Annotated in this window: 25 protein-coding genes; 12 read left to right on the top strand and 13 right to left on the bottom strand. The window is 66.9% G+C overall.

Annotated elements, in window-relative coordinates; all coding sequences use genetic code 11:
* Window positions 1-3: 3 nt before the first annotated feature.
* Both METUNV1_RS03520 and acs read right to left on the bottom strand, forming a co-directional pair.
* A complete protein-coding gene (locus tag METUNV1_RS03520) occupies window positions 4-1,494 on the bottom strand; it encodes a DUF294 nucleotidyltransferase-like domain-containing protein (RefSeq protein WP_008058907.1) in 1,491 nt (496 codons plus the stop codon).
* A gap of 53 nt (window positions 1,495-1,547) precedes the next feature.
* Entirely contained in the window at window positions 1,548-3,518 is a 1,971-nt protein-coding gene (gene acs, locus METUNV1_RS03515; protein ID WP_008058905.1) for an acetate--CoA ligase, read from the bottom strand.
* Between the two features lie 220 nt (window positions 3,519-3,738).
* Between acs and METUNV1_RS03510 the strand changes: the two genes are divergently transcribed.
* The 5 genes from METUNV1_RS03510 (at window position 3,739) to METUNV1_RS03490 (ending at window position 8,880) form a co-directional block, all read left to right on the top strand.
* Complete coding sequence (locus METUNV1_RS03510; RefSeq protein ID WP_008058903.1) at window positions 3,739-4,263, top strand: TIGR00645 family protein; 525 nt, start codon at window positions 3,739-3,741, stop codon at window positions 4,261-4,263.
* Between the two features lie 79 nt (window positions 4,264-4,342).
* Window positions 4,343-5,878, top strand: coding sequence for a fumarate hydratase (locus tag METUNV1_RS03505; RefSeq protein WP_008058902.1), 1,536 nt, complete (start codon window positions 4,343-4,345; stop codon window positions 5,876-5,878).
* A 226-nt stretch (window positions 5,879-6,104) separates the two neighbouring features.
* The gene (locus METUNV1_RS03500; RefSeq protein WP_232416271.1) at window positions 6,105-7,277 is read left to right on the top strand and encodes a cation:proton antiporter; all 1,173 of its coding nucleotides are present in this window, start codon (window positions 6,105-6,107) and stop codon (window positions 7,275-7,277) included.
* Window positions 7,277-8,395, top strand: a complete 1,119-nt coding sequence (locus METUNV1_RS03495; protein ID WP_008058898.1) for a YbdK family carboxylate-amine ligase — start codon at window positions 7,277-7,279, stop codon at window positions 8,393-8,395. The genes METUNV1_RS03500 and METUNV1_RS03495 overlap by 1 nt, the downstream gene beginning before the upstream one ends.
* Window positions 8,392-8,880: a DUF456 domain-containing protein gene (locus METUNV1_RS03490; protein ID WP_008058895.1), complete on the top strand. Its 489-nt coding sequence runs from the start codon at window positions 8,392-8,394 to the stop codon at window positions 8,878-8,880. The genes METUNV1_RS03495 and METUNV1_RS03490 overlap by 4 nt, the downstream gene beginning before the upstream one ends.
* A gap of 6 nt (window positions 8,881-8,886) precedes the next feature.
* On the opposite strand, the gene METUNV1_RS03485 is transcribed toward METUNV1_RS03490, so the two are convergent.
* The 7 genes from METUNV1_RS03485 to METUNV1_RS03455 form a co-directional block, all read right to left on the bottom strand.
* Entirely contained in the window at window positions 8,887-9,603 is a 717-nt protein-coding gene (locus METUNV1_RS03485) for a general secretion pathway protein (protein ID WP_232416272.1), read from the bottom strand.
* Window positions 9,575-9,961, bottom strand: coding sequence for a type II secretion system protein (locus METUNV1_RS03480; RefSeq protein ID WP_008058890.1), 387 nt, complete (start codon window positions 9,959-9,961; stop codon window positions 9,575-9,577). The genes METUNV1_RS03485 and METUNV1_RS03480 overlap by 29 nt, the downstream gene beginning before the upstream one ends.
* Complete coding sequence (locus METUNV1_RS03475; protein ID WP_008058888.1) at window positions 9,961-10,446, bottom strand: type II secretion system protein; 486 nt, start codon at window positions 10,444-10,446, stop codon at window positions 9,961-9,963. Before METUNV1_RS03475 ends, METUNV1_RS03480 begins: the two co-directional genes overlap by 1 nt.
* Window positions 10,447-10,494: 48 nt before the next feature.
* Window positions 10,495-10,722 carry a hypothetical protein gene (locus tag METUNV1_RS03470; protein ID WP_008058887.1) on the bottom strand — a complete coding sequence of 76 codons (228 nt, stop codon included), beginning with the start codon at window positions 10,720-10,722 and terminating at the stop codon, window positions 10,495-10,497.
* Between the two features lie 130 nt (window positions 10,723-10,852).
* Window positions 10,853-11,869, bottom strand: a complete 1,017-nt coding sequence (gene galE / locus METUNV1_RS03465; RefSeq protein ID WP_008058885.1) for a UDP-glucose 4-epimerase GalE — start codon at window positions 11,867-11,869, stop codon at window positions 10,853-10,855.
* 116 nt (window positions 11,870-11,985) lie between these two features.
* A complete protein-coding gene (locus METUNV1_RS03460; RefSeq protein ID WP_008058883.1) occupies window positions 11,986-12,465 on the bottom strand; it encodes an FKBP-type peptidyl-prolyl cis-trans isomerase in 480 nt (159 codons plus the stop codon).
* Entirely contained in the window at window positions 12,386-12,946 is a 561-nt protein-coding gene (locus tag METUNV1_RS03455; protein ID WP_008058882.1) for a peroxiredoxin, read from the bottom strand. Before METUNV1_RS03455 ends, METUNV1_RS03460 begins: the two co-directional genes overlap by 80 nt.
* Before the next feature lie 407 nt (window positions 12,947-13,353).
* Here METUNV1_RS03455 and METUNV1_RS03450 point away from each other — a divergent pair, with 407 nt between their 5' ends.
* The 6 genes from METUNV1_RS03450 (at window position 13,354) to METUNV1_RS03425 (ending at window position 18,268) form a co-directional block, all read left to right on the top strand.
* A complete protein-coding gene (locus METUNV1_RS03450) occupies window positions 13,354-13,848 on the top strand; it encodes an FxDxF family PEP-CTERM protein (protein WP_043358937.1) in 495 nt (164 codons plus the stop codon).
* Between the two features lie 316 nt (window positions 13,849-14,164).
* Window positions 14,165-14,773 carry a transcriptional repressor LexA gene (gene lexA, locus METUNV1_RS03445; protein WP_008058878.1) on the top strand — a complete coding sequence of 203 codons (609 nt, stop codon included), beginning with the start codon at window positions 14,165-14,167 and terminating at the stop codon, window positions 14,771-14,773.
* Window positions 14,770-15,492 carry a translesion DNA synthesis-associated protein ImuA gene (imuA, locus tag METUNV1_RS03440; protein ID WP_008058876.1) on the top strand — a complete coding sequence of 241 codons (723 nt, stop codon included), beginning with the start codon at window positions 14,770-14,772 and terminating at the stop codon, window positions 15,490-15,492. Before lexA ends, imuA begins: the two co-directional genes overlap by 4 nt.
* A gap of 32 nt (window positions 15,493-15,524) precedes the next feature.
* Window positions 15,525-16,979 carry a Y-family DNA polymerase gene (locus METUNV1_RS03435; protein WP_008058874.1) on the top strand — a complete coding sequence of 485 codons (1,455 nt, stop codon included), beginning with the start codon at window positions 15,525-15,527 and terminating at the stop codon, window positions 16,977-16,979.
* A gap of 37 nt (window positions 16,980-17,016) precedes the next feature.
* Window positions 17,017-17,508, top strand: coding sequence for an MOSC domain-containing protein (locus tag METUNV1_RS03430; protein ID WP_008058867.1), 492 nt, complete (start codon window positions 17,017-17,019; stop codon window positions 17,506-17,508).
* A 97-nt stretch (window positions 17,509-17,605) separates the two neighbouring features.
* Complete coding sequence (locus METUNV1_RS03425; protein ID WP_008058865.1) at window positions 17,606-18,268, top strand: FecR family protein; 663 nt, start codon at window positions 17,606-17,608, stop codon at window positions 18,266-18,268.
* 16 nt (window positions 18,269-18,284) lie between these two features.
* Here the strand turns inward: METUNV1_RS03425 and tfpB are convergent, their stop codons facing one another.
* A complete protein-coding gene (gene tfpB / locus METUNV1_RS03420; RefSeq protein ID WP_008058863.1) occupies window positions 18,285-20,075 on the bottom strand; it encodes a type IV pilus assembly ATPase TfpB in 1,791 nt (596 codons plus the stop codon).
* Between the two features lie 391 nt (window positions 20,076-20,466).
* Here tfpB and METUNV1_RS03415 point away from each other — a divergent pair, with 391 nt between their 5' ends.
* Complete coding sequence (locus METUNV1_RS03415) at window positions 20,467-21,384, top strand: crotonase/enoyl-CoA hydratase family protein (protein ID WP_008058860.1); 918 nt, start codon at window positions 20,467-20,469, stop codon at window positions 21,382-21,384.
* A gap of 182 nt (window positions 21,385-21,566) precedes the next feature.
* On the opposite strand, the gene METUNV1_RS03410 is transcribed toward METUNV1_RS03415, so the two are convergent.
* The 3 genes from METUNV1_RS03410 to uvrB form a co-directional block, all read right to left on the bottom strand.
* Complete coding sequence (locus METUNV1_RS03410; RefSeq protein ID WP_008058858.1) at window positions 21,567-22,184, bottom strand: redoxin domain-containing protein; 618 nt, start codon at window positions 22,182-22,184, stop codon at window positions 21,567-21,569.
* A 37-nt stretch (window positions 22,185-22,221) separates the two neighbouring features.
* Window positions 22,222-24,336 carry a protein-disulfide reductase DsbD family protein gene (locus METUNV1_RS03405; protein ID WP_008058856.1) on the bottom strand — a complete coding sequence of 705 codons (2,115 nt, stop codon included), beginning with the start codon at window positions 24,334-24,336 and terminating at the stop codon, window positions 22,222-22,224.
* 148 nt (window positions 24,337-24,484) lie between these two features.
* Entirely contained in the window at window positions 24,485-26,533 is a 2,049-nt protein-coding gene (gene uvrB / locus METUNV1_RS03400; protein WP_008058854.1) for an excinuclease ABC subunit UvrB, read from the bottom strand.
* Window positions 26,534-26,546 lie beyond the last annotated feature (13 nt).

Genomic DNA, 26,546 nt, shown 5'->3' with positions numbered 1-26,546 from the left:
CCATCATCCTGTCAGCCAGTCGAGGCGTATGCGGGTCTGAAGCTGCCGTGCGCGCTTCAGCGCATGGCGCAGCAGCATGCGGTCCATGTCGGCCAGCGACGACGGATCGATGCGGTTGGCGGTATCGAGCGACGGCGTGTCGCCCTCGCCCGCCTGCTTCTGCAGCCGCAGGCGCTGGATGAGGAAGAAGGCGCGCGCCGCGCCCGGCAGATCGTCCGCCGCGAAGCGGCTGCTGCGGGCAAGCGCGCGCAGCCGGCCGGCGGTCGATTGTTCATGCACACCTTCGCTCAGCGCATACAGGCGGGCAGCATCGGCGAACACGCGGGCGGCCCCGGCCTTGAGGTCCAGCGTGTGCGGCGCACCATCGACCGAATCGACCCGGAAACGGCTGAACAGACCGAGCGGCGGCCGCGCCTGCAGCGCGGCTTCCGCCAGCAGACGGAGGAAAGTACGGTTCGCCCGCGCCTGCGCCCGCACCTGCCGGTGCAGCGCCTCGGCCAGCGCACTGTCGCCGTGCAGCGGCCGCAGATCAAAAAAGATGGCGGCCGACATCAGCGCCTCCGGATGCGGCGTCGCGATCCAGCGGGCGAAGGCCTGCGCCCATTCGTCAAAGGACAGGCAGCAGCGCGCCTCACCGGCCATGATGCCACCGGCGCAGGCGGGAAAGCCCAGCCGCACCAGCAGCGTGTTGACCCCGGCCGCCACCCGCATCAGCGCGGGCCGCACCGCTTCGGCGCTCAGGCCGGGCGGTGGCTCGAACAGCAGGCCGTTGTCCTGATCGGTGGCAAAGGTCTGTTCCATGCGCCCTTCGGACCCGAAAGCCAGCCAGCACCAGCGCACACGGTCGAACACCTCGCCGTCCGGATGGCTTGCCCTGACCAGATCGATGGCGCGCGCGCTCAGGGCGTCGTTCAGCGAGGACAGATGCAGCATCAGCGCCTCGACCGAGGTGCCGTCCTGCAGCAGCTGGCGGGCGAAACGGCGCACCGAGGCAGCGGCTTCGATCAGCGCGTCGGCATCCGACGCATCACGGATGCGGGCCCCCAGCGTATGCACGTCCTGCCGCAGCCGCGCGTACAGGTCGCTCTGAGAGATGACGCCCAGCAGCCGGCCGTCGGCATCGGTCACGATGACGTGGCGCACCTCGTGTCGCGCCATCAGCCGGGCCGCGTCCTCACCGCTGTGTTCCGCGCCCAGCGTGTGCAGTCGGGTCTGCATCAGCGTACGCACAGGCGTGTCGAGCGGCTGACCGGCCAGCAGTACCTGCCCCGGCAGATCGGGCAGCGTGAGCATGCCGACCGCGCGGCCATCGACTGCGACCAAGACCGAACCGACGCGTTCGGCGGTCATGCGTTCAAGCGCTTCGCGCAGCGGCGCATCCGGCGCGACGCACACCGGCGGCCGGCGGATCAGGGTCTGCAGCGGGAGATGGAGTCCGGGCCCCGAGGGGGTGGACAGAAAGGCGGGGGAGGACGCGGCGTCGGAGGTATTCATCGACGCCGCATCCGGGTCATGCGCCCGCGGCGCTGGCGCGCCGCGGGGTCCGATCAGAGGGTTTGCGCCAGCTGATCGAGGATGGCCGGATTTTCCAGCGTCGAGGTGTCCTGCGTGATCTGCTCGCCCTTGGCGATCGAGCGCAGCAGGCGGCGCATGATCTTGCCCGAGCGGGTCTTCGGCAGGTTGTCACCGAAACGCAGGTCCTTCGGCTTGGCGATCGGACCGATCTCCTTGCCCACCCAGTTGCGCAGCTCGTTGGCGATCTGCTTGGCTTCGTCGCCGGTCGGGCGCGAACGCTTCAGCACCACGAAGGCGCAGATGGCTTCGCCGGTCAGGTCGTCCGGACGGCCCACGACGGCGGCTTCGGCCACCAGCGGGTGCGCGACCAGCGCCGACTCGATTTCCATCGTGCCCATGCGGTGACCCGACACGTTCAGCACGTCGTCGATGCGGCCGGTGATGGTGAAGTAACCGGTCTTTGCGTCGCGGATCGCGCCGTCGCCCGCCAGGTAGTAACGCCCCTGGAAATCGGCCGGGTAGTAGCTCTTCACGAAACGGTCCGGATCGCCGTAGATGGTGCGGATCATCGACGGCCACGGCTTCTTGACCACCAGAATGCCGCCCTGGCCCCAGGGCACGTCATTGCCGGTTTCGTCGACGATGGCGGCCTGGATGCCCGGGAAGGGCAGCGTGCACGAACCCGGGATCATCGGCGTGGCGCCCGGCAGCGGCGTGATCATGTGGCCGCCGGTTTCGGTCTGCCAGAAGGTATCGACGATGGGGCAGCGGCTGCCGCCGACGTTCTGGTAGTACCACTCCCACGCGGCCGGGTTGATCGGCTCGCCGACCGAACCCAGGATGCGCAGCGACGAGAGGTCGTAGCTCTTCGGGTGCACCGCCTCGTTGGCATCGGCGGCCTTGATCAGCGAGCGGATGGCGGTCGGCGCGGTGTAGAACACGCTCACCTTGTGGTCCTGGATCATCTTCCAGAAGCGGCCGGCGTCCGGGTAGGTCGGCACGCCTTCGAACACGATTTCGGTCGAACCGCAGGCCAGCGGGCCGTAGGTGATGTAGGTGTGGCCGGTGACCCAGCCGATGTCGGCGGTACACCAGAAGACATCGGTCGGCTTGATGTCGAAGGTCCACTTCATCGTCAGGATGGCGTGCAGCAGGTAGCCGCCGGACGAGTGCTGGACGCCCTTCGGCTTGCCGGTCGAACCCGAGGTGTAGAGCAGGAACAGCGGGTGTTCCGCTTCGACCCATTCCGGTTCGCAGGTGTCGGCCTGGCCCTGGAGCACGTCGTGCAGCCACACGTCACGGCCTTCGACCATGTTGCAGGCGCCGCCGGTGCGCTTGTAGACGATGACGGTCTTGCAGGACTCGCAGCCACCCATGCCGAAAGCTTCGTCGACGATGGGCTTCAGCGGGATGTTCTTGCCGCCGCGGCACTGTTCGTCCGAGGTGATCAGCATGACCGCGCCGGCGTCGCTGATGCGGTCGCGCAGCGACTGGGCGGAGAAGCCGCCGAACACCACCGAGTGGGTCGCGCCGATGCGGGCGCAGGCCTGCATCGCGACGATGCCTTCGATCGACATCGGCAGATAGATGACGACGCGGTCGCCCTTCTTGACGCCCTTGGCCCGCAGCGCATTGGCCAGACGGGACACGCGGACCAGCAGTTCGCTGTAGGTGACGCGGGTGACGGTGCCGTCATCCGCTTCGAAAATGATGGCGGTCTTGTCGCCGAGACCTGCCTGGATGTTGCGATCCAGACAGTTGTAGGACACGTTCAGCTTGCCGTCCTCGAACCACTTGAAGAACGGACGGTTGTCCTCGTTCAGGGTACGCGTGAACGGCGTTTGCCAGGTCACATGCTCGCGAGCCAGACGAGCCCAGTACCCTTCATAGTCGCGTTCCGCCTCGGCGCACAGAGCCTTGTAGGCATCCATGCCGGACACGGCCGCATTGCGCACCAGTTCCGCCGAGGGCTCGTAAACGCGAACTTCCGTAGCTTCAGACATACAACCTCCTCCGTCATTTCAAATCTGCTCGCAGGCGGATGGAAACCGCCGTGCACCGTGCAGCCTTGTGGGCTGCCGACAGGCGCGATGTCGATCGCGCTTTTTTCTACCAACGATTACAGCCATCGTGGCTTACAGACCGCTTACGGTCCGCAGCGGCCGGGCTGCAACAGGTGGATGGTAATATCGGCGCGGTCTTTTGTCTTATGTTTGATTGCGCATGACTAATCTTGGACGTGTTCTAAAAAGCTGCATCTTCGCAAGCCGCTGGCTGCAGGCTCCGCTGTATTTCGGACTGATCGTCGCGCAGGCGGTTTACGTCTATCTTTTCATGGTCGAGCTGTCGCACCTGATCCACCGGATCGGCAATCTGACCGAGACCGACATCATGCTCATCGTGCTGGGCCTGATCGATGTGGTGATGATCGCCAACCTGCTCATCATGGTCATCGTCGGCGGCTACGAAACCTTCGTGTCGCGGCTCAATCTCGAGGACCATCCGGACCAGCCGGAATGGCTTTCGCACGTCAACGCAGGCGTGCTGAAGGTGAAGCTGGCCACCGCACTGATCGGCATTTCCGCCATTCACCTGCTGAAGACCTTCATCAATGCCGGCCAGCTCGAGGACCGCGTGGTGATGTGGCAGGTCGCGATTCACATGGTGTTCGTCGTGTCCGCGATGGCCATGGCCTACACCGACAAGCTGATGACCCAGACACTGGTGCTGAACAAGCAGCATCACTGACCCGTACGAAAGGCCGACACCCGCGGCCTTTCGTGCATGCCGCCACAAGCGGCCTTCATTCCCATCCGAGGACATTTCCATGAGCCAGCCCATCCGCCAGGACGATTTCATCCAGTCCGTCGCCGACGCGTTCCAGTTCATTTCCTGTTATCACCCGCTGGATTTCATCCAGGCGCTGGGTGCGGCCTACGAGCGCGAACAGTCGCCGGCCGCGCGTGACGCGATCGCGCAGATCCTGACCAACTCGCGCATGTGCGCCGAGGGCAAGCGCCCGATCTGTCAGGACACCGGCATCGCGGTGGTTTTCCTGAAGGTGGGCATGAACGTGCGCTGGGACGCCACGATGAGCGTGACCGACATGGTCAACGAAGGCGTGCGCCGTGCCTACCTGCACCCGGACAACACGCTGCGTGCCTCGGTGCTGCTCGACCCGGCAGGCAGCCGCAAGAATTCGAAGGACAACACGCCTGCGGTCATCCACTACGAAATCGTGCCGGGTGACCACGTCGAGGTGATCTGTGCGGCCAAGGGCGGCGGCTCGGAAAACAAGTCCAAGATGGTCATGCTGAACCCCTCGGATTCCATCGTGGACTGGGTGCTGAAGACGGTGCCGACCATGGGCGCTGGCTGGTGCCCGCCGGGCATGCTGGGCATCGGCATCGGCGGCACGCCGGAAAAGGCCATGCTGCTGGCCAAGGAATCGCTGATGGAGCCGGTGAACATCCAGGTCGTGGCCGACAAGGCCGCGCGCGGCGAAAAGCTCACGCGTATCGAGGAGCTGCGGCTGGAACTGATGGAGAAGGTGAACGCGCTGGGCATCGGCGCCCAGGGCCTGGGCGGCCTGTCCACCGTGCTCGACGTGAAGATTCTCGACTACCCGACGCACGCCGCCTCGCTGCCGGTGGCCATGATTCCGAACTGCGCGGCCACCCGCCACGTGCATTTCCATCTCGACGGCTCCGGCCCGGCCAAGCTCGAAGCACCGCGCCTGGAAGACTGGCCGGCGGTGACCTGGCAGGCTGACACCCAGACCTCGAAGCGGGTGGACCTGAACACCCTGACCCGCGAGGAAGTGGCGTCCTGGAAGCCGGGTCAGACCCTGCTGCTGAACGGCAGGATGCTCACCGGCCGCGACGCCGCGCACAAGCGCATTGCCGACATGCTGGCGAAGGGCGAAAAGCTGCCGGTCGATTTCACCAACCGCGTCATCTACTACGTCGGCCCGGTCGATCCGGTGCGCGACGAAGTGGTCGGCCCGGCCGGCCCGACCACCGCCACCCGCATGGACAAGTTCACCGAAATGATGCTGGCCCAGACCGGCCTCATTTCCATGGTCGGCAAGTCCGAGCGCGGCCCGGCGGCGATCGAGGCCATCCGCAAGCACAAGAGCGCCTATCTGATGGCGGTGGGCGGTGCGGCCTATCTGGTGTCGAAGGCGATCAAGGCGGCGAAGGTGGTCGGCTTCGAGGATCTGGGCATGGAAGCGATCTACGAATTCGACGTGGTCGACATGCCGGTGACGGTGGCAGTCGATGCCGGTGGCACCTCGGTACACAACACCGGCCCGAAGGAATGGCAGGCGAAGATCGGCAAGATTCCGGTCGCCACCGCGTGATACGCTGCGCCCATCTCTGACGCCGGCACCGCCCGGCATCTGCAGCCGGACCGGCCCACGCCGGTCCCGGCCACCGCAGCACCTTGCAACAAGAGGCCGCATCCCCAGCGGCCCATGCACATCCGAAGTCCATCCGCCGTCGTGCCGCGCAGGGCACGGCGCCTGTTTTCCCGCGCGCGCTGTCGCGCTCAGAACGGAGGCGACGATGCTCTTTGAAGCAGGACGCATGTTTTCCCTGGTCGGCTGGCCAGCGGTGCTGCTGGCCGCGTGGCTGGCCGGCGAGATCGCCCACCGCGGCCTACGCGTGCCACGCGTGTGCGCCTACTCGCTGGCCGGCATCGTCTACGGTCACTGGGGCGGGCTGCCGCATGACGGAGACACCCGGGCCGCCTTCACCTTCCTCGCCAATTTCTCGCTCGGCCTCTTCCTGTTCGAACTGGGCCACCGCATCAATCTGCGCTGGCTGGTGACCAATCCCTGGATCACCCTGAGCGGCATCGCCGAATCCCTGCTCACCTTCGTGGTCGTGCGCGCGATCGCGGTCGCCATGGGCCAGCCGGCGGACATCGCGATGGTGATCGCGGCGCTGTCGGTGGCCAGCTCGCCGGCCGCACTGGTACGTGTGGTCAACGATCTGCGCGGCTCCGGCCAGGTGACCGAAAGGGCGCTGCACCTGTGCGCGATCAACTGCCTGATTTCGGTGCTGCTGATGAAAGGCGCCATCGGCTACTGGCAGCTGCTGGCATCCGGCAGCCTGGTCAGCGCCATGTGGAACAGCGCCGCCATCCTCGCGGTATCGGTCGGTTGCGGCATGCTGGTCGGCGTGCCGCTGCCCTGGCTGCTCCGGCAGCTGCGGGCGGACGAGCGCGGCGTCACCATCGTGTTCGCGCTGGCAGTGATGCTGGTGACCGTACTCACCCAGGGCGTCAACGTATCGCCGCTGCTGGCCGCGCTGACGCTGGGCGTGCTGATGCGTCGCAACCGGCTGGTGCTCACCCCTGCCCAGCGCAACTTCGGCGTGCTCGGCGACCTGCTCACCGTATTCCTGTTCGTCTATGTGGCCGGCATGGCGGTATGGCCCACCAGCGCCGTCGGCCTCGCACTGGCGGTACTGCTGTCTCTCGGCCGGGTGGCCGCGAAGATGACCGCCACCGCGGTCTTTGCCCACGTGAGCGGCACCAGTACGCGCAAGGGCGCACTGACCGGGCTGGCGCTCGCACCGCTGTCCACCTTCGCGCTGCTGCTGCTGGAGTACAGCCGGGCCGCCGGCTTCGGTCTGGCCGACGGCGCGCTGGCGGCCATCGCCGGCATGGTGATCGTGATGGAGTTCCTCGGGCCGGTATTCGCGCAGTGGGCGCTGGTGCTGGCCGGCGAGACGCAACGGACGGAGGACGCCTGATGCCGCTGGAAACCTTTCACCCGTCCGCCGCGCTCAGCCTGGGCGTCGAGCTGGAACTGCAACTGGTGGGCGAACACGACCGCGATCTCGCCTCGGCCGCCGACGATCTGCTCGAACTGGCCCAGCGGCGCGAATTTCCGGGCGACATCAAGCCGGAAATGACCGACAGCATGATAGAGGTGGCGACCGGCATCCACACGGCCTATGCGCCGCTGCACGCCCAGCTCGTGCGCATGCGCGACGCGCTGGTGGCCGATGCGACCCGTCTCAACGTGTCGCTGTGCGGCGGCGGCACGCATCCGTTCCAGCAGTGGAACGAGCGGCGCATCTTCTCGGCGCCGCGCTTCCAGCAGCTGTCCGGGCTGTACGGCTATCTGGCCAAGCAGTTCACCATCTTCGGCCAGCATGTGCACGTCGGCATGCCCGACCCGGACAGCGCGCTGCGCGTGCTGCACGCGCTCGGTCGCTACGTGCCGCACTTCATCGCCCTGTCGGCGTCCTCGCCCTTTTCCCAGGGCAGCGACACGCAGTTCGATTCGGCCCGGCTCAATTCGGTCTTCGCCTTTCCGCTCAGCGGCCGCGCGCCCTTCGTGCTCGACTGGTCGCGCTTCGAGCGCGACTACTTCGTGCGCATGGAAGACACCGGCATCGTGCGCAGCATGAAAGACTTCTACTGGGACATCCGGCCCAAGCCGGAGTACGGCACGATCGAACTGCGGGTGTGCGACACGCCGCTGACGGTGGATCGTGCGGCGCAGATCGCGGTCTATCTGCAGGCGCTGTGCCGCCTCATCCTGGCCGGCGAAGATCCCGAACCGATCGAGGACGACTATCTCGTGTACACCTACAACCGCTTCCAGGCCTGCCGCTTCGGCCTCGAAGGTCTGATCGTGCATCCGCGCAGCCACGCCACACACCTGCTGCGCGACGACATCCGCGACACGCTGGACCGGCTGGCGCCGCATGCCGATGCGCTCGACTGTGTCGACGCACTGGCGACCCTGCGCGAACTCGTATGCCGTGGCGGCAACGATGCCGCGCAGCTGCGCGAGGTTCACGGCCGCACCGGCACCCTGCTCGCGGTGGTCGACCACGCGGTCGGCGCCTTCGCACGATGAACGGCATCGATCTGCTGCTGTACGTGCTGGCCGGACTTCTGGTGCTGGTCGGGCTGGCCGGCGTGGTGCTGCCCGCCCTGCCCGGCGTGCCCTTCATGTTCGGCGGCTTCCTGCTGCTGGCCTGGCTGGACGATTTCACCCGCATCGGCCCGGCAACGCTGGTCGTGCTCGGAGCACTGACCGCGCTGACCGTTGCAGTGGATTTCGCCGCCAGCGTGGTCGGCGCCCAGCGCGTGGGCGCCAGCACGCTGGCACTGGCGGGCGCGGCGATCGGCACCGTGCTCGGTCTGTTCGGCGGTCTGGTCGGCCTGCTGTTCATGCCGCTGGCGGGTGCCGCAGTCGGCGAATTCATCGCACGACGCGACGCGGTTCAGGCGGCGCGGGTCGGTGTGGCGACCTGGCTGGGCATGGTGATCGGCGCAGTCGCCAAAGTGGCGATCGCCTTCATGATGCTGGGCGTGGCGCTGGCGGCCTGGCTGTTGTGAACGCGTTCAGTCGGCGCCGCGCGAAACCGGCGGCAGGGCCGGATCGCCGGTCGGCACGCCCCCTTCACCGGGCAGCGCCGGCGGAGGCTGGGCAGCGCCAGTACCGGCATCGCCGGCCGGTGCGGTCGCCACTGGCACGAACAACCAGTCGGCATGACGGATGTCGCCCGCCAGGCTGGCACGCGGAAGCGGGACCGGCGTCACCGCACGCGGACCGGTCTGCGCCGTGGCGGGCGTAACCGGCGGTTTTGCCGGCGGCACGGTACCCTCGGCACGTGTGCCGGCATCGACCCAGGGCGGCAGCACCTGGATGCGCGCCACCTTTTCCGAACGGCTGTGTATCGCCCTGATCTGACCGCCCACCACCACGGTCGCCCAGTCCGCGCGCGCGGTGAACGGATCGACATACAGCTTGCGCAGATGGCGCACCGGCACCTGCTGGCGCTTGTCTTCCAGCAGGTCTTCCAGGCGGGACGGATAGGCTTTGGGCTCGGCCGGCGAGGCGTCGTAGTAGCGCTGCAGTGCGCGCGAGAACTCGCCGCCGATGAACAGCAGTTCGCGCTCGCGCTCGGTCTGCGACAGCGCGCTCCACATGACCGAACTGCCTGCGGCGGCAATGCCCAGCGCCGCCACCGCAAACAGCAGCAGCAGATAGGAAAAGCCGCCCTGCTCCGCGCGCATGCCGGCCACGCGCTCAGAAATCGGCGTAGGGCACGCCGTCACGCGACTGTCCTTCGGCCCCGCTCTTGAGGTCGGCGACACCGCTTTCGGTGGCCGCATCCCTGGGCGGAACCAGTATCCATGTTTCGCTGCTGTCGGTGACCGGATCGAACGGCAGCCTGCGCAGATACTGGCGCTCCACCAGTTCCTGCAGGCTCTGCGGCCACGCGCCGCGGTCGCCGCGGAACTTGTCGATGGCATCGCGGGTGACCGACAGCGTCTGCTTCAGCGTGGCTTCCTTCGAACGGTCCAGATGTTCGAAATAGCGCGGTGCGGCGATGGTGAGCAGCACCGCGATGATGGCCATCACGACCAGCAGTTCGATCAGCGTGAAAGCACGCGCGCGTGAGAATCGGGACATCACCAGTTCCGGTAGGGCACGCCATTCAGGCCCGTCCGGCCAGACAGCGAATACACATCGAACACGTCGGCCCCGGGCGCCGGTTCGTCCGGCGGACTGGCATAGCTGCGCAGCCCCCAGGTCCGTTCCGGCGGTACGCTCATGTCCGCATTGAAAGGGTCGCGCGGCACGCGGCGCAGGAAGTAGATCTTCGCGTCGTTCGGCTGCTTCACGTCGCGCACGCCATTGACCAGCACATCCAGACTGGGCGGATAGCCGCTGGCGCCGGTCTTTTTCTCGATCCGGCCTTCGTCCCAGGCCTTCCTGTAGTCGTCGAGCGCGGTGCGGATCTGCCGCAGCGCGGTGCGCAGTTCCGCCTCGTTGGCGCGCACGCGCGCCAGTTCCACCATGGGCATGGCCATGGTGGCGAGAATGCCGACGATGGCCACCACCACCATCAGCTCGATCAGCGTGAAACCGCGGGAAAGTCGGTAAAGGCGCGACATGCGCCGCAGGCTAACACAGCCCTGTCACCGCTCCGTGACAGAACGGAATCAGCTGGCGTGGCTGCGCCAGGCGCCTTCGACCGGATGTTCAAGCAGCCACACGTAGCGCTGCGAACGCCACTCGCGCAGCGCGTTCAGCGCCAGGTCGAAGTCGGCATAAGGCAGCTGATAGAGCAGCTGCAAATCGAAAGGCGTGTCGTGCTCGAGGGCATCCAGCAGCTGACGGAAGATCCGCGCACAGTGCTCCTGGTCGGACGCATGGGCTTTGTCGGACATGACTTGAAGGTGCATGGACATCCTCCCGGGCTGGATCTGAACACAACGCAGGCGCTGATGTAACACGAAGCGGCCGGCCGCATCTATCGCGACCCGACCGGTCGATCGGGCCGTCCGGACGGAAGCCCCGTCAGGCGTAGCCCTGCGGGTTGCCACGCTGCCAGGACCACGCATCGGCGCACATCTGCGCAAGATCACGCGTTGCTTTCCAGCCCAGCAGCCGGTTTGCGTGCTCCGGGTCGGCATAGCACTGCGCGATGTCACCGGGCCGGCGGTCGACGATGCGATAGGGCACCGGGCGACCGCTGGCCACCTCGAACGCACGCACCACTTCGAGCACGCTGTAGCCACGGCCGGTACCCAGATTCACCGTCAGCAGGCCCGGATGTTTCACAAGGTAGTCGATGGCCTTGACATGGCCTTGAGCCAGGTCAAGCACATGGATGTAATCGCGCACACCGGTGCCGTCAGGCGTTGGCCAGTCGCCGCCGAACACGCGCAGTTCCTGCAGCTTGCCGACCGCCACCTGGCTCACGAAAGGCATCAGGTTGTTCGGCAGGCCGTTCGGGTCTTCACCGATCAGGCCGGATTCGTGCGCGCCGACCGGATTGAAATAGCGCAACAGCGCGACGCGCCAGCTCGGATCGGCCGCGACCAGGTCGCGCAGCAGGTATTCCACCATCCACTTCGAGCGACCGTAGGGATTGGTCGGCCCGGTCGGAAAGTCCTCGCGGATCGGCACCGAAGCCGGATCGCCGTACACGGTCGCCGACGACGAGAAGGCCAGCGTCTTCACGCCCGCCTCAGCCATCACCTCGCACAGTGCGACCGTACCGCTGACGTTGTTGTCGTAGTACTCGAGCGGCTTGGCCACCGACTCGCCGACCGCTTTCAGGCCGGCGAAATGGATCACCGCGTCGATCGCATGGGCCGCGAACACCGCGCGCATCGCTGCCCGGTCACGGATGTCCGCCTGCACGAAGGCGGCGATCGGCCGGCCGGCAATGCGTTCAACCCGCACCAGCGACTCGTGCTTGCTGTTGCACAGGTTGTCGACGACGACCACTTCGTGGCCTGCCGCCATCAGTTCGATGCAGGTGTGCGAGCCGATATAGCCCGCGCCACCGGTGACCAGCACGCGCGACATGGATGCTCCGCAGGTGAATGAGGTACAGGGGTGGGGGTGCGGCAGGCACGCCCTGACGGGCGCGATGAATCAGCTGCCGGCTGTCATTTTTCGACAGCCGGCGCAGCGTATCAGTCTCAGTGGTGGTGACCGTGCTCGCCGTGCACGTGACCGTGAGAAAGTTCTTCCGCAGAGGCGGCACGCACCGCGGCCACCGAGCACGAGAACACCAGGGCGGTGCCGGCCAGCGGATGGTTGCCGTCGATCACGACGCGGTCTTCGGCGATGTCGGTCACGGTGTACAGGCCTTCTTCCTCGCCGTCTTCACTGACGCGCTCGAACTGCATGCCCACTTCGATGTTGTCCGGGAAGTTGGCACGCGACTCGATCTCCACCAGGTCCTCGTCGTATTCACCGAATGCATCTTCCGGCTGCAGCTTCACGACCACCTCGTCGCCCACCTGCTTGCCTTCCAGCGCTTCCTCGATCGGCTGGAAAATGCCGCCGTAGCCGCCGTGCAGATAAGCCAGCGGCGCCTCACCCGGATCGACCATGTTGCCGTCCGGATCGGTCACGCTGTACTTGAGGGTGACGACCGAGTTCTTGCTGATGAGCATTCCTGATTCCTTTCGTATGCAGTGCGCGCACGCGCTCCAGTATTTCTCCCGCGTGCCCGCGCGGATTCACGCCATATTCGGCGTGTCGTATGACACCTTTCCGATCGATGATGAACGTCGATCGGGTCATGCAGAAACGCAGCTTTCCGTCGATCTCGCGCTCGCGCCAGACGCCATAGCGCCGGCTGACCTCGCCCTCGAGGTCCGACAGCAGGCGGACGGTCAGGCCATGCTTGTCGCGGAAATCTGCGTGGGTAAAGCATTCGTCCCGGCTCACACCGAGCACGGAACAGTCGCAGCGCCTGAACTCCTCTTCCAGATCGCTGAATTCGATGGCCTGGGCCGTACAGCCCGGCGTGTCGTCCTTGGCGTAGAAATACAGCACCATCAGGTGCCGGCCCAGGGCGTCGAGCAGATTGAACAGTTCCAGATCGGCATCCGGCAGTTCGAACAGCGGAGCGGGTTGTCCTGCACTGAGCATGCGCACCTCCCATTCCCGGCGAGCGACCGGAATCCGGTGATCCGGAGACGTCCGGATTCTATCAGCGGCGTTCACGGCCCTGTAAAAAAAGCCGGCGCCGCATTGCACAAATGTGTGCGCGATGCACCAGAAAGTCAGCGGACACCGACAGATGAACAGAGGACACCCCGACTAGGATTCACTTCGGATTCAATAACCTGAAGAATCCTCTTCAGAATGGATCTGCCAAGGACATATCTGGCCTGCATCTTGCATAGCAGTATCTCCAGAACCAGACGTCACCTGCCGGACACTGTCCGACCGCTTACTTGTCGTTTCAAATGAGCGACCGGTCGAAGATTGTAGGTGACTGATGTTCTTGCAAAAATCAGGACTCCACTTTGTCACTTTTTGTGAAAGGACAGGAAATGAAGAAAACCTTGATCGCAGCAGCAGTCGGCGGTCTCCTGATGGTGGGCGCTGCGCAGGCAGCGACGACCAACTGGGGTACTCACGACCCGATCGAAACCGGTATCAAGTCGCTCAACGGATCGTTCACCGAGATTTTCAACTTCTCTCTGACTGCACCGACCACGTCGCTCACCACGATTGCCGTATCGGTCGAAGCGAGCCCGTATTTCGGGCTGGGCGCTGACAGCATCGTCTGGCTGTACAAGGAAACCGGTGCAGTCGACCAGTTCCTGTCCGCATACAGCTTCGGCACTGCATTCACCGCCAACGGCCTGCTCGCCGGCGACTACTACTACAAGGTGACGGGCAGCACGACCGGTAACCTGGGTGGTGTTCTGGCGCTGACGTCGACCACTGCACCGCTCGCCCCGGTGCCGGAAGCCGACACCTACGCCATGATGCTCGCAGGCCTCGGCATGCTGGGTCTGATGGCCAAGCGTCGCATGAGCTGAGCTTCACCGGCCTCAGAACAGAAAAGCACCTTCGGGTGCTTTTTTGTTGTCCACAGCCGTGCCTGCGGCACCCGCTGTAAAGCTGTCCGACACACCTTCACTCAGACCAAAGTCCTAGGACAGCGATGGTGCATTGCGACAAAACCCTGCAGTTTCATGAAGCTGGCGATGACCGGAGATGAGCCGTTCGGCTCATGCGGACCAGCGCCTGACCCGGCTGATGTAACAATTCTCGACAATCCGTTCGCACGACACTTGCCCCGGCGCCGATAACTGTATAAAAATACAGTCATCGGAAAATATACGCTCTGGCGCCATGTCGAACGACAGCCTGACCCCCCGTCAGCAGGAAATCCTGCAACTGATCCGCGACGCCGTCAGCGAACGCGGCAGCCCGCCGACCCGCGCCGAAATTGCACAGGCCTTCGGCTTCCGTTCGCCGAATGCCGCTGAAACCCACCTGCGAGCGCTGGCGCGCAAGGGCGCCATCAGCCTCGATGAAGGGCGCGCACGCGGCATACGTCTTGCCGAAGCGCCGGGCATTCCGCTGGTGGGCCGGGTGGCTGCCGGCAACCCCATCCTCGCCGATGCCCACGTACAGGGTCGCTATCAGGTCGATCCATCGATGTTCTCGCCCCGCGCCGATTACCTGCTGCGGGTGCGCGGCCTGAGCATGCGGGACGCCGGCATCCTGGATGGTGACCTGCTGGCGGTGCATGCCACGCCGGAAGCACGCAACGGGCAGATCATCGTCGCCCGGCTGCAGGACGAAGTGACGGTCAAGCGCTTCAGACGCACCGGCAGCCAGGTCGAACTGCTGCCCGAAAATCCGGACTTCAGCCCCATCGTGGTCGACACCCGGCACGAACCGCTGGTGATCGAAGGAGTCATGGTCGGCCTCATCCGCAACGGCGGCTCAAAATGAAGCACCGCAACGCCGCGCTCGCGCCGGTGCTGCAGCAGCGCAGCGACATCTGGGCCGCGAATGATCTGCCGGACTCCGCGCAGCCGGGCATCCCGAGCGGCCATCCCGCACTCGATGCCGAGCTGCCGGGCGGAGGCTGGCCTGTGGGTGAACTGACCGAAGTGCTGAGCGATTGCCAGGGGCACGGCGAAATGTCGCTGCTGCTGCCGTGGATGGCTGCCGCCAGCCGTCGCGAAGGCTGGCTGGTCTGGGTGAGCCCGCCGGCGCGCCCTCACCTGCCCGCGCTCGCCGCGGCGGGTCTGTACACACCCCGCCTGCTGCTGATTGACGCCGAGCGACCGGCCGAACGCGTGTGGGCCTTGCGCCAGGCGCTGGAATCCGGGGCCTGTACCGGACTGGCCGGCTGGCTGGACAAGGCGGACACCGCCATGCTGCGCCGCCTCCAGCTGGCCGCACGCGCCACTCCCCTGCCCGTGCTGCTGTTCCGGCCTGCCCATGACAGACAGCGGCCTTCGCCGGCAGGCCTGCGTCTGCAGCTGTCGCCCGGTCCGGCGCACGCACTGCGCGTGGACATCCTGAAGCGCCGCGGCCGACCGGCCAGCACGCCGCTGTACCTGCGCACCCGTGCCTTCAGCATGCCGCCCCCTTTGTCCTCTCCCTCATTGCCCTCGCCCGCCGCCGGCCCGATCCGCCGGCCGGCGCTTACGCTGATCGCCTGACCGGATGGCACGATGACGACTGCACGCACGACATGCTCTGGCTGGCCCTGGTCTTTCCCGAATGGCCTCTTCAGGCCCGCTTCCGTACCCGCGACGGCACGCGGCCCCTTGCGGTCTCGCAGGGGCAGCGCGTTATCGCGCTGGATGCGATTGCGCTGGCTCAGGGCGTGCGCGTCGGCCAGCGCCTGGCCGACGCACTGGCACTAGCACCGGACCTCGTCATCCGCAGCCGCGAGCCGGCGGCCGAAACCGCTGCACTGCAGGATGCGGCCGGCTGCGCACTGCATTTCACGCCCCACGTATCCCTGGATGACGACGCGCTGCTGCTGGAACTGTCCGGCAGCCTGAAACTGTTCGGCGGGCTGGACACGCTGCTGCGGACACTGCAGCGCACACTGGCCGCCGCCGGCTTCGAATCGGTGTCTGCCTGCGCTCCCACGCCGCGGGCCGCGCGCTGGCTCGCGCTCGGCGCGCCGGGCCAGCGTGTGCGCAACGTCGCCGCTTTGCCCGGCGCGCTGGCGCCGCTTCCGCTGGAGGTGACCGGCGCCGGAAGCGGCGCCCTGCTCCCGCTGCGCGATGCCGGGCTGCGCACGCTGGGTGAACTGATGGCCCTGCCCCGCAGCGCGCTGGCCCTGCGCGATGCCGGTCCGCTGCTCACCCTGCTCGATCAGGCACTGGGCAGGCGCCCCGATCTGCGAGTCGATCACAGCGCGCCACCCCGGCTCGACAGCCGTATCGAACTGCCGGTGCCGCGTCAGGACAGTGACGTGCTGCTGTTCGCCGCCAGCCGGCTGTTCAGTGCCGCCTGCGCCCGGCTGGCGGCCGCCCAGTCCGGCGTCGGCGAGTGCGCGCTCGAACTGGAACATGAAGGACAGCCGCCCACCGTACTGACCCTGCGTACCGGCCAGCCCACGCGCGACCCGCGGGTGCTCGCCGGTCTCGCCCGTGAACATCTGGCCCGCATCGCGCTGCCGGCACCGGTGGCTGCGCTGCGGCTGCAGGCGACGGACTGGCTGCTGATGCCCGGACGCAGCCGCGACCTGTTCGGCGCCCAGGCACCCTCGCTGGCGGAAACCCGCGCGGCCGCCGCACTGCTGGTCGAACGGCTGCGCGCCCGGCTCGGTCATGACAAGGTGCATGCGCTGTCCGGCAGCGCGGATCCGCGCCCGGAATGTGCGCAACAGCCGGCGGAGCCTGGCGCGGCCCGCCCCGGACAGGCCCGCACGCGACGTCCGCTGTGGCTGCTGACCGAACCGGAGGCGCTGGCCGAACGCGACGGTCAGCCCTGGCGTCACGGGCCGCTGCACTGCCTGGAAGACAGCGAGCGCATCGAAGCCGGCTGGTGGGACGGTCTGGACGCCCCGCTTGCGGCAAACGAGGCGCTGCGCGACTACCGCATCGCCATCGGTCCGCGGCAGGAGGTGCTGTGGATCTACCGCGAGCACCACCCACCCCATAGGTGGTATCTACACGGGGTGTTCGGCTGAAGTAGCATCCGCAGACCGCCAACGACAGAGCTTACGGATGGATACCCTGCAGTCCCTCACGGCCACCTTCGCACAGCCCGGACGGGTGGAATGGATAGGCGTGCGCCCGGTACGGGTGCAGCCGCTGCGCGTGCTCGAACGCGTGCAGGCGGTCGAGGAAGTCGGCCTGGAAGGCGACCGCTACGCCAGCCCGGGCGGCAAGCGTCAGGTCACGCTGATACAGGCCGAACACCTGCAGACCGTGGCCGACCTGCTGGGCATGGGCACGCTGGATCCGGGTCTGGTCCGCCGCAACATCGTGGTGAGCGGGCTGAACCTGCTGGCGCTCAAGGGCAAGCGCTTCCGCGTCGGCGACGCGCTGCTGGAATACACCGGCCCCTGCGATCCCTGCTCCCGGATGGAAAGCAATCTGGGCAAGGGCGGCTACAACGTGATGCGTGGTCACGGCGGCATCACTGCGCGCGTCATTTCCGGCGGGCTGATCCGGCTCGGCGACGCGGTCAGTCCGGACGACACGCCGGCCGCGTGACCTGCGCCCGGATGTCCGGGCCGTCCCGCACGGATGCGTCCGCACGGTGCCCTCCGCCGGGCGATAATCCGCCGCACAGACAGACGGAGAACCGACGATGGACCGACGACGCATGCTCACCACCCTGCTGGCCGGAGGTGCCGCCACGCCCTTTGCTTTCGAGGCACTGGTGCGCGACGCGCTGGCGCGCGACAGCCGCACCGGGCTGCGCGGCTTCCGCGGAGAGGTGAGCATCAACGGCGCACCCGCGGGCTTCAACATGGAAATACGGCCGGGCGACACGATACGCACCGGCCCCGGTTCGGAAGCCATCTACGTGCTGGGACGCGACGCCTTCCTGCAGCGCGGCGACTCGCAGGTGGTGTTCGGCAGCGGCGCAGCCGCCAGCCTGATGCGGGTGATCACCGGCAAGCTGCTGTCGGTGTTCGACAAGGGTCAGCGACGCATCGCCACGCCGGCTGCCACGATAGGCATACGCGGCACCGGCTGCTACATCGAGGCGGCGGAAGAGCGCACCTATTTCTGTCTGTGCTACGGCGAGGCGGAACTGGCCCGCAACAGCGACCCGGCGCAGCGCGAAATCGTGCGCACCCGGCATCACGACAAGCCGCTGTGGCTCAGCGACAAACCGGGGGGCGACATGATGTCGGCCGCCGGCGTGATCAACCACACTGACGCCGAACTGACACTGCTCGAAGGTCTGGTCGGCCGCAAGCCGCCCTTCGCCGGTGCCGGCTGGCCGCCGGACAACGGCTACTGAGCGTACGCCCTCCGGCTCAGGCCGGTGGCGCCACCTTCATCACCTCCTCCAGCGTGGTGAGTCCCTGGGCGATCTTCAGCGCGCCCGACACCCGCAGCGGGTACATGCCTTCGCGGTAAGCCTGGTCACGCAGCGCCGCAATGTCGGCGCTGGCCCCGATCAGGTTGCGGATGTCAGGCGACATCAGCAGGATTTCGTAGATGCCGATACGGCCGGAATAGCCGGTCATCCGGCACTCCAGGCAGCCGGCCGCCTGCATGAAGCGCTCGGGCCGGCTGGCTTTCCAAGGTGCGACCATGTCATCCCAGGCCTGCGGGTCGGCGGTCTGCGGATCGGCCGGCTTGCGGCAGTGCGGGCACAGCGTGCGCACCAGCCGCTGCGCCATCACCCCGAGCACCGTCGCGTTCAGCAGATAGCTGGGCACGCCCAGGTCGAGCAGCCGGGTAATGGCCGACGGCGCGTCGTTGGTGTGCAGCGTGGACAGCACCAGATGGCCGGTCAGCGCGGCCTGGATCGCCATCTCGGCGGTTTCGAGATCGCGTATCTCGCCCACCATGATGATGTCCGGGTCCTGCCGCATCAGCGACCGGATGCCGGCCGAAAAGGTGACGCCGATGTCCGCCGACACCTGCACCTGGTTGAAGGCCGGCTCGATCATTTCGATCGGATCTTCCAGCGTGCAGACGTTGACCTCGGGGGTGGCCAGGTTCTTCAGCGTCGAATACAGCGTGGTGGTCTTGCCCGAGCCGGTCGGGCCGGTCACCAGCACGATGCCGTTCGGCTGCGTGGTCATCTGCTTCCAGCGCCGCGCGTCCTCGTCGGAAAAACCGAGGTCACGGAAGTCGCGCACCAGCACTTCCGGATCGAACACCCGCATCACCAGCTTCTCGCCGAAAGCCGTGGGCAGCGTGGACAGCCGCAGTTCGATCTCCTGACCGTCCGGCGCGCGGGTCTTGATCCGGCCGTCCTGCGGGCGGCGCTTTTCCACCACGTCCATGCGGCCCAGTATCTTGATGCGCGAGGTCATCGCACCCAGCACCGGCATCGGAATCTGATAGACCTGATGCAGCACGCCGTCGATGCGGAAGCGCACGATGCCGAAATCCCGGCGCGGCTCGATGTGGATGTCGCTCGCGCGCTGCTCGAAGGCGTACTGCCACAGCCAGTCGACGATGGTGACGATGTGCTGGTCGTTGGCGTCGAGTGGGCGATTGCTGCGCCCCAGTTCGACCAGCTGTTCGAAGTTTGACGCACCGGCACCGCTGACATCACCCCGCTTGGCGGCGCCACGCACCGACTTCGCCAGGCTGTAGAACTCGACCACGTAGCGCGCGATGTCGTCCGGATTGGCGATCACGCGCCGGATCGGCCGCCGCAGGATGGGCGCCAGTTCCTTTTCCCACTCGGTCATGAAGGGCTCGGCGGTGGCGATCACCACCTCGCGCGCCGAGGCCTGTACCGGCAGGATGCGGAAGCGGTTGGCGTAGGCGCTGGACACCACTTCGGTCACCGCGGCGAAATCCACCTTCAGCGGATCGATGTGGAAATAGTCGTGGCCGCTCCAGCCGGCCATCCATTCGGTCAGCACGTCCAGACTGAGGGCACGGTGCGGCGGATGCAGCCCGCGCCACTTCTGCGCCGCCAGCACCACCAGCGGGTGATCGCCGCCACGCCAGTAGCGCCGCTCGTGCAGGAAATCCCGGGCCACCGCCTCGCCGAGCAGGCCGTCAGCCACCATGCCGTCCACCAGCTCCTGCAGGGTGACCTTGTGTTCTCTTGCGTCCTTGCCGGACGGAAGCTGTTTCATCCGATTCTCCATGACGCGGCGCAGCAGGCCGCTGCGGGCCGCCGCACCCCGTTTTCCGGCCGACTATAGCCCAGTGGATACCAGACTCCCGGGTGCAATCAAATTTTCAAGCAAAACCGTTGCGCCTTGTCGTAACATGCGCTTACAGGGTCAGACTCTGTCCGGATTCGTGCACCGGGCAGCAGGAAAAAAAGGCAGAAAACTGCCTCTCCAATCCGCCTGCAAGGGCGATTGTTTTCAGCATGCTTAAAGTCGGATATGCCGACGGAGGCTGAAATGAACCAGATGACCCCGTGCCATGGAGCAGAACGGCGCCTTGAGCCGTCACATCGCCTGAAGAGCAGCGACACTGCTGCGGCTGCCCCTCATGACATTCGTCTGGAGGTGTGCCATGCAGATCATTGATCGCTCCCGTGCTCACCTGCACACCGTGCCGCTGCCCGGCATGGCGGCCAATGCTCCGCGCCTGCTGTCCACCCCACTGCTCACTTCGCGCTATGAAGCGGATACGCGTGCGCTCTGGATGTATGCACATCCGACCGGCCGCCCCTGCTTCACGCCCGAACTGCTGGCCGACGTGCTGGCCCAGCAGCAGGAGGTCGAACTGGCGCCGGGCACGGTCGACTTCTTCCTGAACTGCTCCGGCGTGTCCGGCGTATACAACCTCGGCGGCGACCTCGACCTGTTCCAGAAGCTGGTCGAGGCCGGCGACGAGGACGGGCTGATGCGCTATGCGGAGGCCTGCATCCGCGCCATCAACAACAACGTTGCCGGCCTGCACGCCGACGCGGTGTCGATGGCGGTGGTCCAGGGCGACGCGCTGGGCGGCGGCTTCGAGGCCGCGCTGTCCTGCCATGTGGTGATCGCCGAACGCGGCGCCAAGATGGGCTTCCCGGAAATGCTGTTCAACCTTTTCCCGGGCATGGGGGCCTACAGCCTGGTGGCGCGCAAGGCCGGTCCGCGTGTGGCCGAGGACCTGATCCTGAACGCCCGCGTGCTGCCGGCCGAGAAGATGCACGAACTGGGTCTGGTCGACCATCTTGCCGAACCGGGCCGTGGCGAATGGGTGGCGCGCGACGTGATGCGCCAGATGTCCACCCAGCTCAAGGGGTTCCGCGCCTTCCAGCGCGCCAAGATGCACGCCTATGTGCGCCTGACCTATCAGGAACTGGAAGACGTGACCCGCGAGTGGGTGCGCGGCGCGATGAAGCTGGACCGCAAGGACCTGCGCACGATGGAACGACTGGTCAAGGCGCAGAACCGCATGCACGCGGCCAACCACCCGGGCACCGGCAGCGTCAGCGCCTGACCTGTACCCCCCCACGGCCGGCGCCCTGCGCCGACCGTGGGCCGCCCGCCCCTCATCCCAAGCAGCCGAGCCCCATCCGTCCGGGCACGCCTGAGCACCCCGACCTTCAGCCTTGGTTCGTGTCGGTCAGTTCGTGTCGGTCAGTTCGTGTCGGTCAGTTCGTGTCGGTCAGTTCGCGTCCCTCAGTTCGCGTATTTCACCGAGCAGCCATAGGGTCGCGTCTGCGCCTTGGCCACCGGCCTGCCGGCCAGCACCGCATCGATGGCCAGCCTGGCCAGCGGTTCGGCCTTCGCAATATCACTCACGTCGGCAGAGGCGATGCTGTCGATGCCGCCGGCGTAGGCCAGCCGGCCGTCCGGGGCGATCACGTACATGTGCGGCGTGACCTGCGCGCCGTAGGCGCGGCCGACCCGTCCTTCCGGATCCAGCAGATAGTGGGTGGGCACAGCTCCCTGCTCCTTCATCATCCGGTTGGCGGTCGGGCCATCGACATGACCCTGGGTGCCCGGCGCCGAACTGAGCACGGTCAGCCACACCGCCCCCTTGCCGGTCGCATCCTTCTGCAGCGCCTGCATGCCGCCCTGGTACCACTTCTGCACATAGGGACAGCCGTGATTGGTCCATTCCAGCACCACGGTGCGGCCGGCGAAGTCAGCCAGCTTGACGCTGCGGCCATTGGAATCGACCGCGGCGAACGCGGGCGCAGGCTCGCCCACCCGCGGTGCGGCGTGGGCAATCGCCGCGCTCAGACCCAGTGCAAGGGCCAGCAGCGCGGATCGGTGGCTGATCGCTGTCGTCATGTCGGATCTCCTCGGTGATTGCTCGAATCGTTGACGCTTACGGCCCGGGTTCGAGATGCGCCAGCACCACGCCCGGCGTCAGGATCTGCGGCAGCAGCACCGGCTGGCCGCCCGCCGGGTAATAGACGTAGAGCGGCACACCGTCCCGGCCATGGGACTGCAGGAAGGCGGTGATGTCCGGGTCGGCCCGGGTCCAGTCGCCCTTCAGGTAGACGATGCCGCGCGCAGCGAACGCCGCCTGCACCTCGGCCGTCGACAAGGCCACCTTTTCATTCATCAGGCAGGTGACGCACCAGGCGGCGGTCATGTTCACGAACACCGGCTTGCCGGAGGCGCGCAGGTCGGCCAGCCGCTGCGGCGAGTAAGCGCCTTCGGCCGAAGCCGCGGCGACCGGCTGCGCTGCGGGTGTGCGTCCGACCGCCAGCGCAGCGATCACCAGCGCCAGCACGGCCGCAGCCCGCCACAGGCAGGCTCTCGGCGCGCCGCGCTGCGCGCTGCCGGCCAGCCAGGCGGCCAGCGCCACCAGCAGCAGGGCCACCAGCACGTGCAGCACGCCATCCGCGCCGCTCTGCTGGCTGAGTACCCACACCAGCCAGGCCGCCGCGCCATACATCGGGAAGGCCAGCGCCTGCTTCAGCCGCTCCATCCAGGCACCGGGCTTCGGCATGCGCCGGGCCAGCGCCGGGAAAAAGGCCAGCAGCAGATAGGGCAGCGCCATGCCCAGACCGAGTGCGACGAAGATGCCCACGGTGACCACGGCCGGGGCGCTCAGCGCCGCTGCGATCGCGCCGCCCATGAAGGGTGCGGTACAGGGCGTGGCCACCACCACCGCCAGCACGCCGGTAAAGAAGCTGCCGGCCAGTCCGCCGCGCTCCGCCAGCCCGCTGCCCGCCGACGCCAGGCGTCCGCCCACGTCGAACACACCGGACAGGTTCAGACCGATGGCGAAAAGCAGCGTGGCCATGGCCGCGACGAACACCGGCGACTGGAACTGGAAGCCCCAGCCGGCCTGGCTTCCGGCGGCCCGCAGCGCAAGCAGCAGGCCGGCCAGCGCGACGAAACTGAGCACCACGCCGGCGCAGTAGGCCAGCGAATGCCGCCTGACCCGCGCCGCCTCGCCCCCGCCGGCTCGGGCGAAGGACAGCGCCTTGATCGCCAGCACCGGAAACACGCAGGGCATCAGGTTGAGCAGCAGGCCGCCGGCAAAGGCGAACAGCAGCGGCCATAGCCCCCCGGTTTCGCCTGCGGCCGAGGACTGGATCGGCGGTGCAGTCCCCCCCGACGAAGGCGGCGCGTCGCCGGCGGCCAGCATCACCACCGGCGTGCGGACGACCGGCTGATCCGCGGTGGACAGCCACAGCGCCCGCTCCACCCCGTCGGCGCCGGTGGCGCGCAGCACGCCCTCCAGAGGCTTGGCGGCATCGAATTCGGCGCCCGGCACCAGCGCGATGCGGGCCCGGTCGCCCTCGACCGTCAGCGTCTGGGCGGCGCCGTGTTCGATCCGCCCCCAGTCCGCCGGAAAGAAATCCGCCGCTTTCAGCGTACCGGCGCCAGCGCCGCGCAGCGTGAGCTGGCCGGTCGCGTCGACCGACACCTGCCAGTCGGTGCGCACCGGCGCGGCCGCCCGCGCCGCCTCGAACAGCGGCGCGTCGCTGCCGGGCTCAGCCGCACCGGCCGGCAGTTCAAGCCGGAACACGCCTTCTTCCGGAATGCAGATGTCCTTGCACACCAGCCAGCTGGCCTTCACCGACAGCGCGGTGGTGCCGGACAGCGACGCCGGCAGCGTCAGCGGAAAAGGCAGCAGCACGTCGCCCTGATGGACGAAGGTGGTGATCGGTCCGTCGACGTGGCGCTCGGGTGCCGGCCAGCGGACATCGCCCACCGTGCTGCCGGCGGGCGCGAACACCTCGATGCGCGGCGCCTGACCGGCATCGCCCGGGTTCATCCAGTAGATGTGCCAGCCAGGCTGGAAGCGGAAATGCAGGGCCAGTTCGACGGTCTGCCCGGGCGCCAGCGCATCGCTGGCCGACAGCAGCGACACAGTGGCACGCGGGGTGGTGGACGGCGCGCTCTCGGCGGCCGGCGCAAGCGCGGGCAGCAGGCTCAGCAGTGCGACGAGCAGAGGGCGGAAGAAAGCGGTGATGTGGACCATGTTCGCAGGGAGTGCGGCCGGCGCGGCAAGTTCCGCCCGGCAGCGGGATGATTTCGGAATGAAGGACTCAGCGGAATGAAGGGATCAGCACCGGCCGGGGCCGACGGGCGCCGCAGCGCCCCGCCGCCCTTGCCGTGCGGCCACGGTGTCAGTGCGCGGCCGCGCCGAAGGCGCCGCTGCGCAGCTTGAACAGCCGGTCGCGCGCCTCGGCCGCCTTCTCGAACTCCAGGTTCTTGGCATGCTCGACCATTTCCTTCTCGAGCTTCTTGATTTCCCTGGCCAGATCCTTCTCGCTCATGGCTTCGAAGCGCGCGTGCTCCTCGGCCACCTTGAGTTCGCGCGCCACCTCTTCCTGGTCATAGACCCCGTCGATGATGTCCTTGATGCGCTTGACCACGCCCTTGGGCGTGATGCCATGGGCCTCGTTGTGCGCGATCTGCTTGGCGCGCCGGCGCTCGGTTTCGGCGATGGCCCGCTTCATCGAGTCGGTCATGTTGTCCGCGTACAGCAGCGCGGTGCCGTTCAGGTGACGCGCGGCCCGGCCTATGGTCTGGATCAGGCTGCGCTCGGAGCGCAGGAAACCTTCCTTGTCGGCGTCGAGGATGGCGACCAGCGACACCTCGGGGATGTCCAGACCTTCGCGCAGCAGGTTGATGCCCACCAGCACGTCGAATTCGCCCAGCCGCAGGTCGCGGATGATTTCCACCCGTTCGACCGTGTCGATGTCCGAATGCAGATAGCGCACCCGCACGCCGTTCTCGCTGAAGTAGTCGGTCAGGTCCTCGGCCAGCCGCTTGGTGAGCACGGTCACCAGCACGCGCTCGCCAGCGTCCACCCGCTTGCGGATCTCGCCCAGCAGGTCGTCCACCTGGGTCGAGGCAGGGCGGATTTCCACCACCGGATCGACCAGGCCGGTCGGCCGCACCACCTGCTCCACCACCTGCCCCTGATTGGCCGCCTCGTAGGCGGCCGGGGTGGCCGACACGAACACGGTCTGCGGCATCAGCTTCTCGAACTCGTCGAACTTGAGCGGCCGGTTGTCCAGCGCGGACGGCAGCCGGAAACCGAAATCGACCAGATTGGTCTTGCGCGCCATGTCGCCCTTGAACATGCCGCCGATCTGCGGAATGGTGACGTGCGACTCATCGATGAACATCAACGCGTCCGGCGGCAGATAGTCGATCAGCGTCGGCGGCGGCTCGCCCGGCTGGCGGCCGGACAGGTGGCGCGAGTAGTTCTCGATGCCCTTGCAGAAGCCGAGCTCGTTCAGCATTTCGAGGTCGAAACGGGTGCGCTGCTCAATGCGCTGTGCCTCCACCAGCTTGTGCTGGCTTACGAATTCCTTCGAGCGGATCTCCAGTTCGGCCTTGATGGCGTCGATCGCGCGCAGCACGGTGGCGCGCGGCGTCACGTAATGGCTGGACGGATAGACGGTGAAGCGGCCGATGCGGCTGCGCACCTGGCCGGTCAGCGGATCGAACAGCGACAGTTCCTCGATCTGGTCGTCGAACAGCGACACCCGCAGCGCGTTCTCGGCGTGTTCTGCCGGGAAGATGTCGATCACGTCACCGCGCACCCGGAAGGTGCCGCGCTTGAAGTCGGTGTCGTTGCGCTGGTACTGCATCTGCACCAGCCGCGCGATGATGTCGCGCTGGTGCAGCGTGCCGCCTTCGCGCAGATGCAGAATCATCGCGTGATAATCCACCGGATCGCCGATGCCGTAGATCGACGACACGCTGGCGACGATGATCACGTCGCGCCGCTCCATCAGGCTCTTGGTCGCCGACAGCCGCATCTGCTCGATGTGCTCGTTGATGGCGCTGTCCTTCTCGATGAACAGGTCCTTCGACGGCACATAGGCTTCGGGCTGGTAGTAGTCGTAGTAGCTCACGAAGTACTCGATCGCGTTTTCCGGAAAGAACTCGCGGAATTCCGAGTACAGCTGGGCGGCCAGCGTCTTGTTCGGCGCCATCACGATGGCCGGGCGACCGGTGCGCGCGATCACGTTGGCCATCGTGTAGGTCTTGCCGGAACCGGTGACGCCGAGCAGGGTCTGGAACATGAGCCCGTCCTCGATGCCCTCGACCAGTTTGTCGATCGCGCCCGGCTGGTCACCGGCCGGCGGAAAGGGCTGATGGAGGCGATAGGGACTGTTGTCAAAGGTTAACAGGGCGGGTGCGGCGACAGTTTCCGACATGGTAGAATTTTGC

Source organism: Methyloversatilis universalis FAM5 (genome assembly GCF_000214035.2).
GTDB classification, from domain to species: Bacteria; Pseudomonadota; Gammaproteobacteria; order Burkholderiales; family Rhodocyclaceae; genus Methyloversatilis; species Methyloversatilis universalis.
The sequence above is the reverse complement of the archived record's forward strand: the minus strand, read 5'-3'. Positions and strand labels throughout refer to the sequence as shown.

Bases quoted from the DNA above. Each gene is read 5' to 3' on its own strand.
- imuA (WP_008058876.1), top strand. From the start codon at position 14,770: ATGAAGCACCGCAACGCCGCGCTCGCGCCGGTGCTGCAGCAGCGCAGC.
- tfpB (WP_008058863.1), bottom strand. From the start codon at position 20,075: ATGAAACAGCTTCCGTCCGGCAAGGACGCAAGAGAACACAAGGTCACC.
- METUNV1_RS03505 (WP_008058902.1), top strand. From the start codon at position 4,343: ATGAGCCAGCCCATCCGCCAGGACGATTTCATCCAGTCCGTCGCCGAC.
- METUNV1_RS03480 (WP_008058890.1), bottom strand. From the start codon at position 9,961: ATGTCCCGATTCTCACGCGCGCGTGCTTTCACGCTGATCGAACTGCTG.
- uvrB (WP_008058854.1), bottom strand. From the start codon at position 26,533: ATGTCGGAAACTGTCGCCGCACCCGCCCTGTTAACCTTTGACAACAGT.
- METUNV1_RS03415 (WP_008058860.1), top strand. From the start codon at position 20,467: ATGCAGATCATTGATCGCTCCCGTGCTCACCTGCACACCGTGCCGCTG.
- METUNV1_RS03490 (WP_008058895.1), top strand. From the start codon at position 8,392: ATGAACGGCATCGATCTGCTGCTGTACGTGCTGGCCGGACTTCTGGTG.
- METUNV1_RS03495 (WP_008058898.1), top strand. From the start codon at position 7,277: ATGCCGCTGGAAACCTTTCACCCGTCCGCCGCGCTCAGCCTGGGCGTC.
- METUNV1_RS03425 (WP_008058865.1), top strand. From the start codon at position 17,606: ATGGACCGACGACGCATGCTCACCACCCTGCTGGCCGGAGGTGCCGCC.
- METUNV1_RS03460 (WP_008058883.1), bottom strand. From the start codon at position 12,465: ATGCTCATCAGCAAGAACTCGGTCGTCACCCTCAAGTACAGCGTGACC.
- acs (WP_008058905.1), bottom strand. From the start codon at position 3,518: ATGTCTGAAGCTACGGAAGTTCGCGTTTACGAGCCCTCGGCGGAACTG.
- METUNV1_RS03470 (WP_008058887.1), bottom strand. From the start codon at position 10,722: ATGTCCGACAAAGCCCATGCGTCCGACCAGGAGCACTGTGCGCGGATC.
- METUNV1_RS03410 (WP_008058858.1), bottom strand. From the start codon at position 22,184: ATGACGACAGCGATCAGCCACCGATCCGCGCTGCTGGCCCTTGCACTG.
- METUNV1_RS03430 (WP_008058867.1), top strand. From the start codon at position 17,017: ATGGATACCCTGCAGTCCCTCACGGCCACCTTCGCACAGCCCGGACGG.
- lexA (WP_008058878.1), top strand. From the start codon at position 14,165: ATGTCGAACGACAGCCTGACCCCCCGTCAGCAGGAAATCCTGCAACTG.
- METUNV1_RS03405 (WP_008058856.1), bottom strand. From the start codon at position 24,336: ATGGTCCACATCACCGCTTTCTTCCGCCCTCTGCTCGTCGCACTGCTG.
- METUNV1_RS03510 (WP_008058903.1), top strand. From the start codon at position 3,739: ATGACTAATCTTGGACGTGTTCTAAAAAGCTGCATCTTCGCAAGCCGC.
- METUNV1_RS03500 (WP_232416271.1), top strand. From the start codon at position 6,105: ATGTTTTCCCTGGTCGGCTGGCCAGCGGTGCTGCTGGCCGCGTGGCTG.
- METUNV1_RS03450 (WP_043358937.1), top strand. From the start codon at position 13,354: ATGAAGAAAACCTTGATCGCAGCAGCAGTCGGCGGTCTCCTGATGGTG.
- METUNV1_RS03455 (WP_008058882.1), bottom strand. From the start codon at position 12,946: ATGCTCAGTGCAGGACAACCCGCTCCGCTGTTCGAACTGCCGGATGCC.
- METUNV1_RS03520 (WP_008058907.1), bottom strand. From the start codon at position 1,494: ATGAATACCTCCGACGCCGCGTCCTCCCCCGCCTTTCTGTCCACCCCC.
- METUNV1_RS03475 (WP_008058888.1), bottom strand. From the start codon at position 10,446: ATGTCGCGCCTTTACCGACTTTCCCGCGGTTTCACGCTGATCGAGCTG.
- METUNV1_RS03435 (WP_008058874.1), top strand. From the start codon at position 15,525: ATGCTCTGGCTGGCCCTGGTCTTTCCCGAATGGCCTCTTCAGGCCCGC.
- galE (WP_008058885.1), bottom strand. From the start codon at position 11,869: ATGTCGCGCGTGCTGGTCACCGGTGGCGCGGGCTATATCGGCTCGCAC.